This is a genomic window from Robiginitalea sediminis (genome assembly GCF_002198115.1).
GTDB classification, from domain to species: Bacteria; Bacteroidota; Bacteroidia; order Flavobacteriales; family Flavobacteriaceae; genus Robiginitalea; species Robiginitalea sediminis.
The window spans coordinates 184,676-202,438 of the sequence record NZ_NGNR01000002.1 but is presented as its reverse complement, the minus strand read 5'-3'; the positions used below and the strand labels follow the sequence as shown (position 1 = coordinate 202,438).

15 protein-coding genes and 1 tRNA gene are annotated in these 17,763 nt (G+C 56.7%); 7 read left to right on the top strand and 9 right to left on the bottom strand.

What is annotated here, in order from left to right; genetic code table 11:
• Positions 1-9: 9 nt before the first annotated feature.
• Positions 10-822, bottom strand: a complete 813-nt coding sequence (locus tag CA832_RS07230) for a carboxylesterase family protein (RefSeq protein WP_088340923.1) — start codon at positions 820-822, stop codon at positions 10-12.
• A complete protein-coding gene (locus CA832_RS07225) occupies positions 779-2,422 on the bottom strand; it encodes a carboxylesterase/lipase family protein (protein WP_198944454.1) in 1,644 nt (547 codons plus the stop codon). Before CA832_RS07225 ends, CA832_RS07230 begins: the two co-directional genes overlap by 44 nt.
• 135 nt (positions 2,423-2,557) lie before the next feature.
• Here CA832_RS07225 and CA832_RS07220 point away from each other — a divergent pair, with 135 nt between their 5' ends.
• The 3 genes from CA832_RS07220 to CA832_RS07210 are packed head-to-tail and all read left to right on the top strand — an operon-like array spanning position 2,558 to position 6,616.
• Positions 2,558-3,544, top strand: a complete 987-nt coding sequence (locus tag CA832_RS07220; protein ID WP_233131758.1) for an amidohydrolase family protein — start codon at positions 2,558-2,560, stop codon at positions 3,542-3,544.
• A gap of 1 nt (position 3,545) precedes the next feature.
• Positions 3,546-5,114, top strand: a complete 1,569-nt coding sequence (locus tag CA832_RS07215) for a DUF1593 domain-containing protein (protein ID WP_088340920.1) — start codon at positions 3,546-3,548, stop codon at positions 5,112-5,114.
• Entirely contained in the window at positions 5,111-6,616 is a 1,506-nt protein-coding gene (locus CA832_RS07210) for a sulfatase family protein (RefSeq protein WP_088340919.1), read from the top strand. Before CA832_RS07215 ends, CA832_RS07210 begins: the two co-directional genes overlap by 4 nt.
• A 1-nt stretch (position 6,617) precedes the next feature.
• On the opposite strand, the gene CA832_RS07205 is transcribed toward CA832_RS07210, so the two are convergent.
• Complete coding sequence (locus CA832_RS07205) at positions 6,618-7,889, bottom strand: MFS transporter (protein WP_088340918.1); 1,272 nt, start codon at positions 7,887-7,889, stop codon at positions 6,618-6,620.
• 174 nt (positions 7,890-8,063) lie between these two features.
• Between CA832_RS07205 and CA832_RS07200 the strand changes: the two genes are divergently transcribed.
• On the top strand, positions 8,064-8,453 hold the full coding sequence (locus CA832_RS07200; RefSeq protein ID WP_088340917.1) for a hypothetical protein: 390 nt from the start codon (positions 8,064-8,066) through the stop codon (positions 8,451-8,453).
• A 78-nt stretch (positions 8,454-8,531) separates the two neighbouring features.
• Here the strand turns inward: CA832_RS07200 and CA832_RS07195 are convergent, their stop codons facing one another.
• Positions 8,532-9,809 carry a M14 family metallopeptidase gene (locus CA832_RS07195; protein WP_088340916.1) on the bottom strand — a complete coding sequence of 426 codons (1,278 nt, stop codon included), beginning with the start codon at positions 9,807-9,809 and terminating at the stop codon, positions 8,532-8,534.
• Between the two features lie 173 nt (positions 9,810-9,982).
• On the opposite strand from CA832_RS07195, the gene CA832_RS07190 reads away from it, so the two are divergent.
• A complete protein-coding gene (locus CA832_RS07190; RefSeq protein ID WP_158211896.1) occupies positions 9,983-10,492 on the top strand; it encodes a YfcE family phosphodiesterase in 510 nt (169 codons plus the stop codon).
• Positions 10,493-10,528: 36 nt separating this feature from the next.
• Here the strand turns inward: CA832_RS07190 and CA832_RS15195 are convergent, their stop codons facing one another.
• Complete coding sequence (locus tag CA832_RS15195; RefSeq protein WP_233131757.1) at positions 10,529-10,690, bottom strand: hypothetical protein; 162 nt, start codon at positions 10,688-10,690, stop codon at positions 10,529-10,531.
• Positions 10,691-11,220: 530 nt separating this feature from the next.
• Positions 11,221-11,294 (bottom strand) — tRNA-Arg (locus tag CA832_RS07185).
• Between the two features lie 105 nt (positions 11,295-11,399).
• On the opposite strand from CA832_RS07185, the gene CA832_RS07180 reads away from it, so the two are divergent.
• On the top strand, positions 11,400-12,845 hold the full coding sequence (locus CA832_RS07180) for a DUF294 nucleotidyltransferase-like domain-containing protein (protein WP_088340914.1): 1,446 nt from the start codon (positions 11,400-11,402) through the stop codon (positions 12,843-12,845).
• Positions 12,846-12,848: 3 nt separating this feature from the next.
• Here the strand turns inward: CA832_RS07180 and acs are convergent, their stop codons facing one another.
• The 3 genes from acs to CA832_RS07165 all read right to left on the bottom strand — a co-directional run bounded on the left by acs (position 12,849) and on the right by CA832_RS07165 (position 16,844).
• A complete protein-coding gene (gene acs, locus CA832_RS07175) occupies positions 12,849-14,756 on the bottom strand; it encodes an acetate--CoA ligase (protein ID WP_088340913.1) in 1,908 nt (635 codons plus the stop codon).
• A gap of 75 nt (positions 14,757-14,831) precedes the next feature.
• A complete protein-coding gene (locus CA832_RS07170; protein WP_088340912.1) occupies positions 14,832-16,544 on the bottom strand; it encodes a sodium:solute symporter family protein in 1,713 nt (570 codons plus the stop codon).
• Positions 16,545-16,562: 18 nt separating this feature from the next.
• Positions 16,563-16,844, bottom strand: a complete 282-nt coding sequence (locus tag CA832_RS07165) for a DUF4212 domain-containing protein (RefSeq protein ID WP_088341394.1) — start codon at positions 16,842-16,844, stop codon at positions 16,563-16,565.
• 136 nt (positions 16,845-16,980) lie between these two features.
• Here CA832_RS07165 and CA832_RS07160 point away from each other — a divergent pair, with 136 nt between their 5' ends.
• A complete protein-coding gene (locus CA832_RS07160) occupies positions 16,981-17,763 on the top strand; it encodes an LOG family protein (protein WP_088340911.1) in 783 nt (260 codons plus the stop codon).

Below are 17,763 nucleotides of genomic sequence, written 5' to 3'. Positions count from 1 at the left end.
CAATACCCCCTACTGCTGCGGCTTGCGGCGCTGGGCAGCCAGCCAGGAATAGAGCGCCTCGTCGGCATAGGCGGCGTCCCATGCATTGTGCCCCACCCCTTCGTACGGGGTAAAGCGCACCGGGCGGCCCATGGACCTGAGTTTCTCTACCATATCATCGGACTCCGAAAATGGGATTACCGGGTCCTCGGTCCCGTGAAAGACCCAAACCGGCATGTCCGGACGCATCCAATGGGCATAGGGAACGGGAGTCATCCCACAAACTACGGCCATGGCGGCAAAGGTATCCGGGTAATGCACCGCCATTTCCCAACAGGCTGTTGCGCCCCGGCTCAGGCCGCTCAGATAGATCCGGTCCGGGTCCACATTGTACCGATCCACAATATGGTCCAGTAATTCTTTGACAGCACGGGTATTCCACCACTTGCGCGGCTCCGGGTGCTGGGGGGCCAGGACCATAAAAGGCAGATCCGGGCCCTCCAGCAACCTTTTGGGCGGCCCCTGGGCCTTGTGTTTCTCCAGGTCCTGACCGGACTCCCCCCCACCGTGTAAAAAGAGTATAAGACCCGATGGCGGCCCGTCCGGGCTGTACTGGGGAGGAACATAGAGGTAGTACTCCAGAGGCTCCGAAACGGTAGCCTCAAAACGTCCGGAACCGAGCCTGGGCGGGTCGGCACACCCGGAAAGCAACCAAAACCCGCAGAGGGTGCAAAGCAAGCCATAGCGTGCCCGGGGTGCAAACCCGCATGCAAAAAGCCCTACCACCAAAGCCAAGGGGTTATTCCCGATAATAGGAATCGTGAAAGAGGAACCTTTTATCATTCCGGGCTTGGGTTTGGGTGCTGCGGGTATCGAGTATCATGACGGGTGGGTTCGGGTCCTGCCCTCCTGCAGCGCTCCAGTTGGGAAGGGAGAGGCTGTTGGGGTCTCCTTTTTTTATAAAGTTGGCAAAGAATTCCTGCATGGTTTCCGATACTGCAAAATCTTCCGGGGTCCAGGCATAATCGTCAACCAGGTGGAGGTTCCCCATACAGTACTCGATTTCACAAGCATGGGGCGCCCCTATGGGCTGTGGCATGGCCGGGGCATCGGATTCGGCCTGAACGGTCCCCCCGGCCAGACCGGGACGCAGGTTCTGGTCCTTGAGGGGTGGTCTTAACTTGCTGTAGAGGTACCGGTATACCGGTTGGTCGCTGTTTTTGCGGTGCAGGTCGAACCATTTCCAGGTACTGTAAACAATGAAGCGGTCCGAGGCCAGGTCTGTAGCGGATTGCTCCACATCCTGATCCGTGGTATGGGGGTAAAGCGCCAGCACTTCCGCGTGCCGTTCCGGATAGGCCTCCCGTACTTTGGCCTGGAAATTCTCAGGAGTATAAGGCATGCCTTGCATAAAGGCCATCCCGGGGATTTCCGCCGAATTCCACCCCAGGAGCAACGGGATATCGGCCTGCTGACCTGCCCCGAAAATCTCGGGCAGGGTGGCCGGCAGGAAGTGGCCATCCACGTTTATGGGAAAGCCAAAGCGGCCGGAGGCGTTATACAACTCATAAATGTCCCGGGTAGGCAGTTGGCGCAAGGCAGCGATGGAGGAAACCCCGGCACCGTCAAGGAATGCTTTTCCCTGGGCCTCCGCCTCCGAAAGAGGTACCGGACCCATGGTTGGGTGGATGGAGGCCCCGCTCTCCCCTATGGCCCCTGCAATCATGTCGCGGGACAAGGGCGATGCCATAAGCGTGCTCACCCCAATGGAACCGGCAGATTCTCCGGCAATGGTAATCCGGTTGGGGTCCCCCCCAAAGGCAGCGATATTGTCGCGCACCCACCGGATGGCCGCCACCTGGTCCATGGCCCCGTAATTGCCCGAGCCACCATAGGGGGTCTCAGCGCTCAATTCCGGGTGGGCCAGGTAGCCAAAAATATTCAGGCGGTAATTCGCCGTGATGGTCACAATCCCTTTTTTAGCCATGCTTTCCCCATCGTAGCGGTATTCGGAGGCATCTCCGGCCACATTCCCCCCCCCATAGAAGTAGAGCAAAACCGGGAGGTCCTTGTCATCGCGGGTGGCCGGGGTCCATATATTCAGGTACAAACAATCTTCACTTACGCCTGCAGACCGGGACTTCATATCCCCGAAAACCAGCGTTTGCATGGGCCTGGGGCCAAAGGCCTTGGTAGCTTTTACCCCTTCCCAGGAATCCATGGGCTGGGGGGCCTGCCAGCGCAACTCCCCTACCGGGGGCTTGGCGAAAGGGACCCCGAAATAGGTCTGGATACCCGTGTGGGTGTTATAATCGCCTTCTATAAGGCCCTTATCGGTTTGGACCTGTACGGGAAAGGCATTGGGGTTCTGGGCAGTGGCATCGGTCATGCTAATGAGTAAACAAAGGGTAACCAGCCATCGGGCAGGTCTACATTCGGACATTTCCATTTAATTGTGTTTGATTTACACAATATACCCTCTTTTTGCGGATTTTATATCCTAAATTAAGGCCTCCTGTCCCGCAGTGGGACCGGCGCACAACCTATTGAGACATTCCTAACAAATCCTATTGCCCTTGTGAAAACAACTTGTAAAATCGCCTTCCTTGCCCTGTTAATCGGCATGGCTGCCGGGAATGCCCAGGAAAACGGGAAACGCCCTCCCATTATTGATGTCCATGTCCACGCCATGCGGGTTAACCCCAATTTTGCTGCCACCATGTGCCCCTGGTTCCTGAGCGATATGCCCGGGAGCGGCCCCAACCAGCCCGCCCCTTCCTTTATCAACACGGCCTGTGCCAACCCCCTGCAGCCTGCAACTTCGGACGCCGATATGCAGGCCAAACTCCTGGAGGCCTGCGAGCGCTTGAACGTCACTATGGTGGTCAGCGGGGATGCCGCGGTGATCCACGACTGGCACGATGCGGCCCCGGATCGGTTTATCCCGTCCCTGTCGCTCAGCAGCGCGGACCAGATGAGTGTGGAAGCCTTCCGGGATTCCCTGGAAACCGGTTTCTATAAGGTGATGGGAGAAGTAGCGCCCCAGTATCAGGGGATGTCTCCCAGCGATCTGTCCCTGGATGCCTATTTTGCCGTAGCCGAGGAAATGGGAATCCCTGTGGGGATCCATATGGGCACGGGGGGTAATGGCATGATCAACATCAGCAACCCAAAATACCGGGCCTCCCTGGGCCAGCCCTTCCTGCTGGAAGATGTCCTGGCCCGCCACCCGAAACTCAAGATCTGGGTCATGCATGCCGGGTACCCCATGATAGACCAGATGATTGCCCTTATGGGGGCCAATGCCTACGTCTACGTGGACCTGGCCGGCTTTATCTGGAGCTATCCCCTGGAAGAGATCCACGCCTACCTCAGGCGTCTGGTCCAGGCTGGGTTTGGCAAGCGGATCCTCTATGGGACCGACCTGATGATGTGGCCCAAATTGCTGGAGACCTCCATTGGGGTCATCGAAAATGCCAACTACCTCTCAGAAGACCAGAAACGGGATATCTTTTTCAATAATGCCGTGCGTTTTTTCAACCTCAACCCTGAAGATTTCGAATAACATGTCAGGAACAACTCTGTTACGTCTGGTGGCAGCTGCCGGAATCATTGTGTTTACGGCCTGCGCACCTGAAAGCAAAAATGAAACCACAGCCCCACAAGACGTGCCGGCAACACACGGCCCCCGGACCATTGTAACCACCGACGGGGAAATAGACGATGTGGATTCCTTTATAAGGATGCTCCTGTACACCAATGAACTCCAGGTGGAAGGCCTGGTATACAGCAGTTCCATGTGGCATTACAAGGGCGATGGGCAGGGTACCCCCTTTACATCGAAAATGGAAATGACCCGCAACATCTACGGGGAGCGCACCGACCTGCGCTGGCCGGGCACCACCTGGATGGATACGCTGCTTTCCGCCTACGGGGAGGTTTATCCCAACCTGCTCCTGCACGATGCGCGCTTCCCCCACCCGGATTCCCTCAGGGCCCTCGTAAAGGTTGGCAATATCGATTTTGAGGGGAGTATGGCCAGGGATACCGAAGGTTCGGACTGGATTAAAGCCAAGTTGCTGGACCAGAACCCCGAACCCATTTACCTGCAGGTCTGGGGCGGGACCAATACCATTGCCCGGGCCCTGAAATCTATCCAGGACCAGTATGGGGATACAGACCAATGGGAGGAAATCTACCGCAAGGTATGCGCAAAAGCCGTTATATACGCCATCCTGGACCAGGATGCCACGTACCGGGAATACATCGCCCCGAACTGGCCGGACCTGAAGGTGTTCTACAATGCCAACCAGTTCTGGTGCTTCGCCTATCCCTGGAAGCGGGCGGTGCCCGAACCCTGGCACCCGTATATGGAAGGCGCCTTTATGAAATCCCATTTGGTGCAGGGCCATGGCCCTTTATTGGAACACTACTACAGCTACGGGGACGGGCAGCAACAGGCAGGGGACCCCGAGCATATCCACGGGGTAGCCCTGGATTCCTTTAACCTGGGCCGAATGGGGCAAAACTGGGGGCCATTCGAACCCTACGATTTTATCTCAGAAGGGGACTCCCCGGCCTATCTGCATCTGGTAGATGTTGGGTTGGGCAACCTGGAACAACCCCATATTGGGGGCTGGGGAGGCCGGTTGGTCCAATCCGACAGTGTACCCACCCGATGGGAGGACGGCCCACAGGCAGCCGATTTTAATCCCTTCCGGGAGGAAATAGACCCCACCTATCCGCAAACCCGGTGGGTTCCTGCCTTACAGCACGATTTTGCGGCGCGGGCAGACTGGTGTGTGAAGCCCTTTGCCGAAGCCAACCACCCGCCTGTCGTAACCCTGGACCACCCCGCCGTGCTGGAAGTCCTTCCGGGGGAGGCCCTCTCCCTGAAAGGGATGGCCACCGACCCGGACGGGGACCAACTCGAATACCGCTGGTGGCAGTACTGGGAAGTGGACAGCTATGGCGGGAGATTGGAGCTGGGCAGTGCCTCCCAACCCGAGCTGCTCCTCCAGATACCGGAAGATTTAGGCCCCGGGGAAGACCTTCACCTGATCCTGGAGGTTTCCGATGTGGCGGAACACCCTATGACCCGCTATCGGAGGGTTGTATTAAAGGCACGAGGATGATCCTTTTTCGTCCACATACAGGGCTGTTGGTTTGCCTGGGACTTGTCCTGGGTTGTTCGCCCCAAAACAAGCAGGAACCAGAGCCTCCCAATGTCCTGATCCTCTATGCCGACGACCTGGGGTATGGAGACCTCTCATCCTATGGGGGAGAAATACGAACCCCTCACCTAGACCGCCTGGCAAAAGAAGGGATGCGCTTTACCCATGCCTATGCGACATCGGCCACCTGTACCCCCAGCCGCTATGGCCTTCTTACCGGAGTGTATCCCTGGAGGGAGTCCCGGGCCAGAGTACTCCCTGGGAATGCCCCCCTTATCATAGACCCCGAAACCCATACCCTGGCAGACCTCTTCCGGTCATCCGGGTACCGCACGGCTGTTATTGGAAAATGGCACCTCGGTCTGGGAGCTGATACGCTGGATTGGAATGGCCTGATAAGGCCGGGCCCCAATGACCTGGGGTTTGATGAGAGTTTTATCCTGGCCTCTACCAACGACCGGGTACCCACGGTTTACGTAGAAAATGACAGGGTTTTTGGGCTGGACCCGGCAGACCCCCTCCAGGTGCACTACCGCGAAAACTTCGAGGGGGAACCCACGGGGGCCAAGAACCCGGAGTTACTGAAACTGCGGCCTAGCCACGGCCACGACATGAGTATCCACAACGGCATTTCCCGGATCGGGTATATGAAGGGCGGGAAGCGTGCCCTGTGGCAAGATGAAACCATGGGGGACACCCTCCTGCAGCGGGCCCTGGGCTTCATAAAGAAAAACAAAGCCAACCCCTTCTTCCTGTTTCTGTCTTTCCCTCAACTCCACGTCCCCCGCACCCCTCACCCGCGGTTTGAAGGGGTTACCGGAAAAGGCCCCAGGGGGGATGCCCTCGCCGAGATGGATGCTATGGTTGGGGCTGTAATGGATAGTTTACAGGCCTGGGGCTTGGATAGCAATACCCTTATCCTGTTTTCCTCAGACAATGGCCCAGTGCTGGACGATGGGTATGAGGACCAGGCGGCGGAGCTTGTAGGTACCCATAAACCGGCGGGACCGTATCGGGGAGGGAAGTACAGCCTTTTTGAAGCCGGGACCCGGGTCCCCTTTATCGCATATTGGAAAGGCGTGGTGCCCAGGGGCCAATCCGAAGCCCTGATCTCCCAGGTAGACCTGATGGCGAGCCTTGGGGAGGTCATCGGAAAGCCTTCCCGCCCCAGAGACAGCGAGCCTCTGGGCGACGCCCTCCTCGGGCGCAGCCACACGGGACGGAAAAACCTCATTCTGGAGGCCATGGGGCGCAGGGCATACCGCAGGGGAAACTGGGCGTTGATCCCGCCCTATCCGGGGGCGGCTATAACCCCCTGGGGGCCTGATATCGAATTGGCGAATGGGGATGACTATCAGCTCTATGACCTGAATTCAGACCCGGGGCAAACCCGCAATCTGGCCGGGACCTTACCCGATACCCTTCAGATCCTGCGACGGGAATACGAAGCCCTGATAAACTAACCTAAGGGGCGGCCTCCGATACCTCCACCTCATCCGAAAGGTCAAGCCGGCGGAATCGGGGGGAAACCACCGCGGTGGCCCCTACCGTAAGCAGGGTCATGACGCCCCCGAAAACCACCGCAGGCACCGTCCCGATGAGCCGGGCGGCCAATCCGCTTTCGAAAGCCCCCAGCTCATTGGAGGACCCTACAAATATGGAATTGACCGAAGCCACACGCCCACGCATGTGGTCCGGGGTTTTCAGCTGCAAAATGGTCTGTCGGATAATCATAGAGACCCCGTCTACCGCCCCGCTCAGGAACAAGGCCGTTACGGAGAGCCAGAACGAGGTGGAAATGCCAAATACCAGGATACAAATTCCAAAGGCAAAAACGGCCCAGAGTAATTTACGGCCGGCGTTGCGGTGCAGAGGAAAACGGGTGGAACCCAGCATGGTAATAGAGGCCCCCACTGCAGGGGCTGCCCTCAGGATCCCAAAGCCTTCGGACCCCACATGGAGGATGTCCTGGGCATAAATAGGCAACAGGGCCACCGCCCCGCCAAACAACACCGCCACCATATCCAGGGTAAGGGCCCCGAGGATGGATTTGGTGCGCCAGACAAATTGCAAACCGTCCTTGAGGCTTTGCAGTACCGGTTCCCCAATTTTAGGGTTGAGGATGGGCTTGCGCCCGATACGCAGCAGCATCAAAAACGCGAGGGCGGAAAATGCGAAAATCAGGCTAAGGGACCAGTGCACCCCGATCCAGCTAATGGAAAACCCGGCAAGGGCCGGACCCAGCACCGAAGCCAATTGCCAGGTACTGCTGCTCCAGGTGGCAGCGTTGGGGTAAATCCGCTTCGGGACTATCAGGGCAATCAGGGAGAATATCGTAGGCCCGATAAAGGCACGCACCAACCCCCCGAAAAAGACCAGAGTATAGATGCCCGCCAAAAGATTCCCCTGGTCCAGGCTTTCAGTCACCGTGGGCAAGCTAAGTATAAACAGGCCCAGGCTCAGGACGGAAAAGGCCAGGATACAAGCGAGCAACAGGTTGCGCTTTTCACGCTGGTCTACGATATGCCCGGCAAACAGAGCCATCCCCACCGAAGGGATAACCTCCATCAGACCGATAAGCCCCAGGGAAAGCGGGTCCTTAGTGAGGGTATATACGAACCACTCGATCAGGATAAACTGCATGGACCAGGCCAGCACCATGGCAAACCGCACCCCGAGAAACACATTGAATTCCCGGAAGCGCAGGGCGGCATAAGGATCCTGGGCTGCAGCCATTGAAGGTTAGGATTGAGGACCCAAAAATACACAATCCGAAGATGCTCCCAACGGCGGCCCAAAGTTGGCCCAAAATGGTGACAAAGGTCATTGTATGGCATTGATGATGGGGATAACTTGTAGAAACTTACCCGGGACCCGGGCACCTGAAACGTCTCATTAAATCCGTAGATCATGTTGAAAACCATCATCCACAATTCCGACCTCCACTTCGAACACCGCAACTGGACCGCAGAACTGCGTTTCTGGGAAGATGAACTAAGGACCTTTAACCACCGACTGGAAGACCTGGTGTCCCGCTATACCGACATTACGTTCTTAAAGCGCCTGGAGCATTACCAGAACGAAATCCGCCTGCATGAAATTCGGATTTTGGATTTGCTGGAGGACATTGAAAAACACGAAGCCCGGATAGCGGGGCAAACCCGCAGCGGAGGGGCAGAATATATGGACATTACGATGGTTAACGCCCATAGGACCACCCGCGAGAAAATGGAAACCGAACGCGATGTCTACGCCGATTTCAAAAAGGAATTCTTCGCTTTTCTGACGGAGTATATGTGAAACCCAAACAGATGTTTGCGTTTTCCGAATAAGCGCACCGGGTGGGGACTGGGTGCGCTTATTTAATGCCCCCATAATTCATTGCTCCATCAGCAGCCGCATGAGTTCCTCGGCTGCGACCCTGCCCTTTTCCCTGAGGAAATCCCGGGGGGTGTTGTCCCCCAGCTCAAAGACGATGGCAGGCATCCCATGGGCCACGTAGAAGTGGTTGCGGGAAACCATGGTAGGCCGGATCTTATCCGAGGCGCTGATGTTGGTTTGCTTCTGGGGCAACCGCGCTGTGATGCCCCTGATCCAATCGAATACGATCTTGCCCCTTTCCCCGGTAACCACAGAGTCTATAGGGTAATAGATATCATCCCAGGTCGAGTGGAAATCAGCCCCGAAAACAAACTCATAGCCTGCTTCGCTTTTCGCCTTCAGAAAATCCCGGACGGCCCGCGTCTCCGGCTGGTTAAATTCCTGCCAATCCCGGTTCAGGTCTATGCCGCCATGGTTATGGCGCCAATGCCCGTTATCGACCCCGTCAGGGTTCATTAGGGGGACGTTGAATACGGTAAACGCCTTCCTGAAGGCCCGGGCCTGCTCGGAATCCCCGGCAAGGGTCTCCATAAAGGATTTCATCGCCAGAAAACCGGTAACCTCCGGCGGGTGCTGGCGGGAGATAATCATCAGGGCTTTATTGGCACCTGCCCCGTTTACCTCCACGAGGTTCATGGGCCGCCCTTCGCGGCTCCTGCCAATCTCATAGGCGGTAACAAACGGTTTGGCTGCCAGGGAGTCCACCCATTTTTTTACGGCCCCTGAGGGATACAGTTCCTGGGCAGCCACCCAGGTAGGCTGCTGGTCTACGGTTATGCTGATCTCTATTTCTTCGGGAGCCGCCCGGATACCGAAGTCCCCCTCCCCGGGGTTAATCGCTTTGAACCGGGTACTGTCCAGGGCTTTGAAGTGGACCCCGTCCCGGCTGATTTTGGGATAGTACCGACTCCTACTGCCGTCATAGGTAAACCTGAGGGTTACCTCCTTCGCCTCGGTGCTCCAGACCTGGAAGGCATACCAGGGGCTTGGGTTAATGGGGGTATTCTCCGCTGTGATCCATAACGTATAATGCGTCCCCCCGTCGTGGGCCACCCCGTTTAAGCGTGCCCCGTCGAAGGCATTGCTGAAAAAAACCGTGCTGTCCTGAAAGGACCAGGTCCCACGCCATTGCTTCTGCACGGGTTTGGTCCGGGTAGAGACCACCGGGGTGGGCCCCTGCCCCTGATACCCCGTGGGGGAAGGGGTGGAACTGGTGTTTTTACACCCCAGCAGAAGGCTCACTCCAAGCCCTGCTACTACATATAGAATCCTCATGCTTACTTCTTGTTTACATCCGCTGAAAATAAGAAATCCTGAACGCAGCAGGGCTGTCCCGTCAAAAAAAGGGCACCCCCCAAAGGACCAAAATGAATATGGGTATCTTTAAGGGGTCCCGGCCAAGGGTCCCATCCAAAGACCTAAACCCGCTTCATAAAAATCGCTCCAAGATGAAAATAGCCATCCTCTCAGACATCCACGACCATGTCTGGAACCTCCAGAAAGCACTGGCACACCCCCTGCTCCAGGAGACCGAAGCCATGCTGTTTTGCGGCGACCTCTGCGCGCCCTTTATCGTCCACCTGCTGGGGAAGGCGTATTCAAAGCCTACGCACCTGGTGTTGGGCAATAATGACGGGGATGTTGCGGCCATCATCGCCAACGCCGCCAAATACCCGAATGTCCGCCTCCATGGCGAATATTACAGAGGAAGCCTCGGAGGCATTACCATTGCTGTGAACCACTACCCGGACAAAGCCCGCGCGCTTGCGGAAAACGGGGGGTACGATGTGGTTTGTTACGGGCATAACCATACGATTCACACCGAAAAGGTCAACGACACCTTATTACTGAACCCGGGGGCCATCATGGGGTATCACGGGGGGGAGCTCCGGGACCTGCCGGCTACGTTTTTGGTTCTCGAAACGAGCCGCATGCAGGTTACCCGTGTCGACCTTTAAGGCCTGCAGCTGCTCACCTAAAGGCGATCCGGCAACTCAATAGCAGTATTCGTTGGCTTTTAGCAACACAAGGCCTACAAGGAGCTGATGAGTAAAAAGGTGATCATCCTCAATCATGCGGAGTTTTCGAAAAAGGACTTCATAGGGAATGGTTCGGCCATTGTTTTGCAGCCGGTATTCGGACATGATTTTGGCCATGTCCCAGCGTAAAAATGGTTTAGGTGGTAATCGATACCATGATGGGATTTTGGCAAAGGAAACAGGAGATCCATCAATTTTCTATCTTCCGGTAAAAGGCCTTCAAAGTACATGGTAGTAGCTCCCTTACAACAAAGGAAGGGAGAAATTTGGATTTCACCAGGTGTAGTTGCGCTTCGCTATTTATCACTGCCCTGGTGGGCAGTGTGTTTTTTGCTTTTCAGGTCCTTACAAAAGCGAGCTTGCCAGGAGTACCTGCGGTGATCCTGAGGACAATCCCCTCTACAAATACACCCCCGCACTGCCCTGGCGGGCAGTGTGTTTTTTGCTTTTCAGGTCCTTACAAAAGCGAGCTTGCCAGGAGTACCTGCGGTGATCCTGAGGGCAATCCCCTTTGCAAATACACCCCCGGCACTGCCCTGGCGGGCAGTGTGTTTTTTATTCCTTCGAACCCTTACAAAAGCAGGCTTTTGACGGATTCTAGGAATAAAAAACCCCGCAACTTGCGTTGCGGGGGGGTGTGCTTGTAGTGATCGCGCCAGGATTCGAACCTGGGACCGTCTGCTTAGAAGGCAGATGCTCTATCCAGCTGAGCTACGCGACCTAAGGGCCCCGCAAATATACGACGAAGGGGAAGATTGCCCTAAAAAATCTCGTGCGGGAACCCGAGGCCGAATTTGCTATCTTTAAAAAAAGTGCCTCTCCGGCTATGGATTTACCTGAAACTTCCTGGCACGAACTGCCGGTGCACGCCCGGTGCAGCCCTGCCCTTATTCTGGATGCCGGGGCTACCCTGCAGGAGGCCGCCGCCGCCATGCAAACCGGGGGGCATACGGCTGTATTGGTGCAGGGCCCGGGCCGCCTTGAGGGGATCCTTACGGATAAGGACCTGCGCAGGGCCGTGGCCTCCGGGGCCGGACCCCGGACAGACCGGGTTTCGGGGTGGATGTGCGCGCCGGTGCGAACCTTTTCCCACCACCTCAGCACTGGCGCGGCGCAGGCTGCAATGCTGCGGTTTGGAATCTCGCACCTGGTCCTTACCGAGGACGGGATGGATACCGGGAAGGTTGTGGGGATGGTTTCTCAGCGGGATATCCTGATCACCCAAAGTCACAGCCCCGCTATGCTCATGCGCGGGATCCGGGAGGCATCCGATCCCAAGGACCTCCTTCAGATAGGCTCCGAAATGCGACAGCTGCTAACGGAGTACATGCGCCAGGAACTACCTGTTTCGTACTCTTGTGAGGTGTTTACCGCCTTAAAAGATGCCCTGGTCTCTAAATGGATTGGCTGGGAGGCGGCACGGCTGGGGTTGGAACATTTGCGCTTTTGCTGGCTGACCACTGGAAGCCTGGGGCGGGGGGAACAACTCCTGCCCACGGACCAGGATAATGCCCTGGTCTTTGAGGATCTGCCTGGGACATCCTCCCAGGACACCCGGGAGCGGCTCCTGCCACTGGCACGAGCGGTAAATGACGGCCTGGCCGCCATGGGTTATGCGCCATGCCCGGCGGGGATGATGGCGTCCAACCCCAGGTGGTGCCTGTCTGTTAGCGAGTGGAAAAGCCTTTTTACCCGGTGGATTCGGGAACCGGACGAAGACAGTATCCTGGTGTGCAGCGCCATGCTGGACATGCGACCCGTTTGGGGAGACACTATGCTGGAAGAGGACATTATGGAAAAGATTAACCTTCTGCTGGGGGAGGCGCCCCCCTTCTTGTCCTACCTGGCTGTTTCAGCCTTGAATGCGCCGCCTGCCTTTGGCTTCTTCGGGCAACTCCGGAAGGAGAGCTCCGGGGAGCATCGCGGGTATTTTGACCTGAAAGCAAGGGGACTCCTGGCCCTGGTGGATGCCGCCAGGCTCCTGGTCCTTTCCAGAACAACTACGGGGTTCCGGAATACAGAACAACGCTTTCGGTTTATGGCGAAGGCCGAACCCCAGAACCAGGCCCTTTTTGCGGGCTGTGCCCAGGCCTTCCTCGACCTCTCAGCCCTCCGGGTGCAATCCGGGCTGACAAATGGGGATTCCGGCAGGTATATTGACCTGAAAGCCCTTTCACCCTACCGCAGAAAACAGCTGAAAGCACACCTGAGAACAGTGGCTCAGCTGCGGCAGCTCATCGAGGTGCGCTTTCGCGTGGCGGGCTTGCGCTAATTCTTAAAGGGCTTCGTCCATTATCTGTTCCACTACCTCCGGGTTGAGAAGGGTACTGATATCTCCCAGGTTGGAGGTGTCCTTAGAGGCTATTTTACGAAGGATGCGGCGCATAATTTTACCGCTTCGGGTCTTGGGAAGCCCGGGTACAAACTGGATTTTGTCCAATTTGGCAATGGGCCCGATTTGCTCTGTAATCTGTTGGTTGATCTCCTTGCGGAGGTTGTCCCTGTCCCGTCCGGATCCGGTTTCCTTCAGAATCACAAACCCATAGAGGGCATTGCCCTTGATGTCGTGCGGGAAGCCTACGATAGCCGATTCGGCCACGGCCGGGTGCTCATTGATACTGTCTTCTATGGGGGCGGTGCCCAGGTTGTGTCCTGAAACGATAATCACATCGTCTACCCGGCCCGTAATGCGGTAATATCCCACTTCGTCCCGGTTGGCGCCATCCCCTGTAAAATATTTATCGGGATAGGCCGAAAAATAGGTGTCGCGGTACCGCTGGTGATCGCCCCAGATGGTCCGTGCCATGGAGGGCCATGGGAACTTGATGCACAGCCTGCCGCTTACCTGGTTGCCCCGGATTTCATTGCCCTCTTCGTCCATGAGGGCCGGCTGAACCCCGATAAAGGGCAGGGAGGCATAGGTGGGTTTGGTGGGCGTAACATAGGGGATGGGGCTAATCATGATGCCGCCCGTTTCAGTTTGCCACCAGGTATCGACAATGGGGCTGTGTTTCTTCCCGATGTTCTGGTTATACCAGTGCCAGGCCTCCTCGTTGATGGGCTCCCCTACCGAGCCCAGGACCTTGAGGGAAGAAAGGTCGTATTTGTCCACGAAGTCCAGGCGCTCCTTGGCAAGGGCCCGGATAGCTGTGGGGGCCGTATAGAACTGGGTCACCTTGTGCTTTTCCACCACCGCCCAGAAGCGCCCGAAATCCGGGTAGGAAGGCACGCCTTCGAACATTACCGTGGTAGCCCCGTTGGCCAGGGGGCCGTATACGATATACGAGTGGCCGGTAATCCAGCCGATATCTGCGGTACACCAGTAAATATCGCCCTGGCGGTACTGGAAGATGTTCTTGAAGGTATAGGCCGTATAGACCATATACCCGGCACAGGTATGCACCATACCCTTGGGTTTACCGGTAGACCCGGAGGTATAGAGGATAAACAGGGGGTCCTCCGCATCCATGACTACGGCCGGACAGGTTGGGGCCGCCTGCTCCAGGAGCGGTTGCAACCAGTGGTCGCGCCCGTCCTGCATCCCGATTTCCGACCCGATCCGCCGGGCCACCAGGACCGACCGTACCCCGGGGCAGTCCTCCAGGGCCGTGTCTACAATCCCTTTCAGGTCTATGGTCTTGGCCCCGCGGTAGGAACCGTCCGAAGTAATCACCAGGTGGCAATCGCAATCGTTAATCCGGGTAGCCAGGGCCGTGGCAGAAAAACCGGCGAAAACCACGGAATGTACGGCCCCGATGCGCGCACAGGCCAGAACGGCTACAGCCAGCTCCGGGATCATGGGTAGGTAGATACACACCCGGTCCCCCTTGCCAACCCCCTGCCCCTTTAAAACGTTTGCCATCCGGCAAACCCGCCGGTGCAAGTCCGAGTAGGTGATCGCCTCGGCCGCCTCTTCCGGGTTGTTGGGTTCAAACAGGATGGCCGTCTGGTCGCCCCGGGTCGGCAGGTGGCGGTCTATGCAGTTTTCTGTGATATTCAGTTGGGCCCCTTCAAACCAGGCGACTTCCGGCTTTTGGAAATCCCACCGCAAGACCCGGTCCCATTTCCTGTGCCATACGAAATGTTCTTCTGCGATTTCCTCCCAGAACGCTTCGGGATCCCGCACCGATTTGCGATAAACCTGGAAATATTCCTCCAGGTGTTTGATGTGGTAATTACTCATGGATATGTTGTTTGTTTGGTATGGGAAATGCGTTGTGCCCTTAAATGTACACAATGCTGACAAATCCTGAATTCTTCAATGGGACGATGGAGGGGGTGCTCCTCCAGGGATGCGGATATCCTCCACCAGGTCCTGGATGTGCTCCGGGGGCGGGGCTGTAAAACGATTTACGAGTAGGGCCACGGCAAAGTTAACTACCATGGCAACCGACCCAAAACCTTCGGGACTGATCCCAAACCACCACTGGGAAGTCAATCCTGCCACGGCTTCCTTACCACCGTCAAAAAGCCCGAATTTGAATTTGAGCATATAAAAAAGCATCAGGGAAATACCGGTAATCATCCCGGCTACCGCCCCTTTGGAATTCATTTTCTTGTAAAAGATGCCCAGCAGGATCGCCGGAAAAAAGGAGGCCGCTGCCAACCCGAAGGCCAGGGCCACCACAGCAGCCACAAACCCCGGGGGGTTAATCCCGAAATACCCGGCAACCACCACCGCCAGAGTGGCAGCACCCCGGGCATACCACAGTTCCTGCCGCTCCGGGAGGTCGGGCTTGAAGACATTCTTGATCAGGTCGTGGGAAATGGAAGACGAAATAACCAGCAACAAGCCGGCCGCCGTGGAAAGGGCCGCCGCGAGCCCCCCTGCTGCCACCAGGGCAATCACCCAGGCGGGCAGGTTGGCGATCTCCGGGTTGGCCAGGACCATAATGTCGTTGTCTACCACCAGCTCGTTCCGGGCCGGGTCTTTTACGTACTGGACCATCCCGTCTGCGTTTCGATCGGTAAAGGTGAGCAGGCCGGTAGCCTCCCATTTGGTAAACCAGGCCGGCATCTCCGCATAGGGCCTGCCGTTCACGGTTTCAATAAGGTTGGTCTTGGCAAATACGGCCACTGCCGGGGCCGTCGTGTAGAGGATGGCGATAAACAACAGGGCCAACCCGGCCGATTTACGGGCATCCCGCACCCTTTTAACCGTGAAGAACCGAACGATGACATGGGGCAAGCCGGCCGTACCCACCATCAGGGCCAGGGTGATGGCAAAAACGTCTGCCATGCTTTTGGAACCATCGGTATAAGCCGTAAAACCCAGCTCTTCCGAAAGGCCGTCCAGTTTGTCCAGCAGGTAGGTCCCCGAGCCGTCGGCCAGGGTGTCCCCCATCCCCAGCTGGGGTACCGGGTTACCTGTCATCTGGATAGAGATAAAGATAGCGGGCACCATAAAGGCGAAGATCAGGACACAATACTGGGCCACCTGGGTATAGGTGATTCCCTTCATCCCTCCCAATACTGCATAGAACAGGACAATAACCATCCCGATTACCACCCCGGTGTTTACATCTACCTCCAAAAAACGGGAAAAAACCACCCCTACCCCCCGCATCTGCCCGGCCACATAGGTAAAGGACACCAGCAGGGCACAGAGCACCGCTACAATGCGGGCTGTGGAGGAATAATAGCGCTCCCCTATAAAATCTGGGACGGTAAACTTCCCGAATTTCCTCAGGTAAGGCGCCAACAAAAGTGCCAGTAATACGTAACCCCCGGTCCAGCCCATTAAATAGACAGACCCGTCGTATCCGGCAAAGGCGATGATCCCCGCCATAGAGATAAACGAAGCCGCGGACATCCAGTCTGCAGCGGTGGCCATGCCGTTTGCCAGGGGGGAAACCCCTCCCCCGGCCACGTAGAAATCCTTGGTGGAAGACGCCCGGGACCAGATGGCAATTCCAATATAAAGGAGGAAGGATATAATGACCAGGATATAGGTCCAGACTTGTACACTCACGACAGGGATATTTCTCGGTTAGGATTCCGGGTCGTTATACCCGTATTTTCGGTCCAGGTGGTTCATCCCGGCCACATAGATAAAGATCAGCACGACAAAAACGTAGATAGCCCCCTGCTGGGCAAACCAGAAGCCCAGTTTAAAGCCGCCAACTGACCATTGGTCCAGCCATTGGCGCAGGAGGATTCCGGCCCCGTAGGAAACCAGGAACCAGACCAGTAAGAGGATGCCGACCAGCCTGAGGTTGGCGCGCCAATAGGCACGGGCCTCTGCTTGTAAGTGGGGTTGGGGGTTTTTCATGGGTTTGGGTTTATATACCGGGAACCAACCCGGCTTCACGCTAAAAATACGGATTTGAAGTGGTTGGGCAAACCCCTTGCCGGGGGCTTCTGCATCTGCCCGCCTATACCTACCTTTACGGGAGAAAACTCCGATTATGTCAGCTGCATCGAAACCTGCCCCAGACCACAGCGAGCGTTTGAGCCTTCAGGAGGAACGTGCCTTCCTGCAGGGCCCCAGGAACCGTTTCCGCGAACTGTGGTTTACCCTTAAGGTGGCCTACCACTTTATCCGCGCCTTCCGGAAGCTTCACTTTGTGGGGCCATGTGTAACCGTATTCGGTTCGGCCCGGTTTACCCCGGATAACCCCTACTACCAGCAGGCCGAAGCGGTTGGCAAGGCCCTGGCGGAACTCGGTTTTACGGTCATGACGGGAGGCGGGCCCGGCATTATGGAGGCTGCCAATAAGGGCGCCTATGAAAACGGGGGGTACTCTATAGGGTGCAATATTGTCCTTCCCAAAGAACAGCACGCCAACCCCTACCTGCATAAATGGGTGAACATCCCCTACTTCTTTGTCCGCAAGTTTATGCTCCTGAAGTATTCGTATGCCTTTGTGGTCATGCCGGGGGGGATTGGCACCCTGGACGAGCTCTTCGAATCCCTCACCCTGATCCAGACCCGGATGATCAATAGTTTTCCAGTGGTACTTATGGGGAAGGAGTACCATAAGGAACTCTACGAGCATATCCAGCTCATGGCCCGTAACGAGAGCATTGCCCCGGAAGATATGGACCTGCTTTTTATGACGGATTCGGTCCCGGAAATGGTCGAACACCTGAAGGTACATGCCGTGAAGCGGTTCGGGCTGGTGCGCAAGCCACCCCGCGAGCAGTGGTGGCTTGGGGAAATGGGAAAGAAGGTACTACGGGGTTCCTGA

Excerpts from the sequence above, each read along its gene's own strand:
- CA832_RS07195 (WP_088340916.1), bottom strand. The coding sequence starts at position 9,809 with ATGAGGATTCTATATGTAGTAGCAGGGCTTGGAGTGAGCCTTCTGCTG.
- CA832_RS07180 (WP_088340914.1), top strand. The coding sequence starts at position 11,400 with ATGGATTTACCTGAAACTTCCTGGCACGAACTGCCGGTGCACGCCCGG.
- CA832_RS07190 (WP_158211896.1), top strand. The coding sequence starts at position 9,983 with ATGAAAATAGCCATCCTCTCAGACATCCACGACCATGTCTGGAACCTC.
- acs (WP_088340913.1), bottom strand. The coding sequence starts at position 14,756 with ATGAGTAATTACCACATCAAACACCTGGAGGAATATTTCCAGGTTTAT.
- CA832_RS07160 (WP_088340911.1), top strand. The coding sequence starts at position 16,981 with ATGTCAGCTGCATCGAAACCTGCCCCAGACCACAGCGAGCGTTTGAGC.
- CA832_RS15195 (WP_233131757.1), bottom strand. The coding sequence starts at position 10,690 with ATGGCCAAAATCATGTCCGAATACCGGCTGCAAAACAATGGCCGAACC.
- CA832_RS07165 (WP_088341394.1), bottom strand. The coding sequence starts at position 16,844 with ATGAAAAACCCCCAACCCCACTTACAAGCAGAGGCCCGTGCCTATTGG.
- CA832_RS07200 (WP_088340917.1), top strand. The coding sequence starts at position 8,064 with ATGTTGAAAACCATCATCCACAATTCCGACCTCCACTTCGAACACCGC.
- CA832_RS07225 (WP_198944454.1), bottom strand. The coding sequence starts at position 2,422 with ATGTCCGAATGTAGACCTGCCCGATGGCTGGTTACCCTTTGTTTACTC.
- CA832_RS07205 (WP_088340918.1), bottom strand. The coding sequence starts at position 7,889 with ATGGCTGCAGCCCAGGATCCTTATGCCGCCCTGCGCTTCCGGGAATTC.
- CA832_RS07215 (WP_088340920.1), top strand. The coding sequence starts at position 3,546 with ATGTCAGGAACAACTCTGTTACGTCTGGTGGCAGCTGCCGGAATCATT.
- CA832_RS07230 (WP_088340923.1), bottom strand. The coding sequence starts at position 822 with ATGATAAAAGGTTCCTCTTTCACGATTCCTATTATCGGGAATAACCCC.
- CA832_RS07210 (WP_088340919.1), top strand. The coding sequence starts at position 5,111 with ATGATCCTTTTTCGTCCACATACAGGGCTGTTGGTTTGCCTGGGACTT.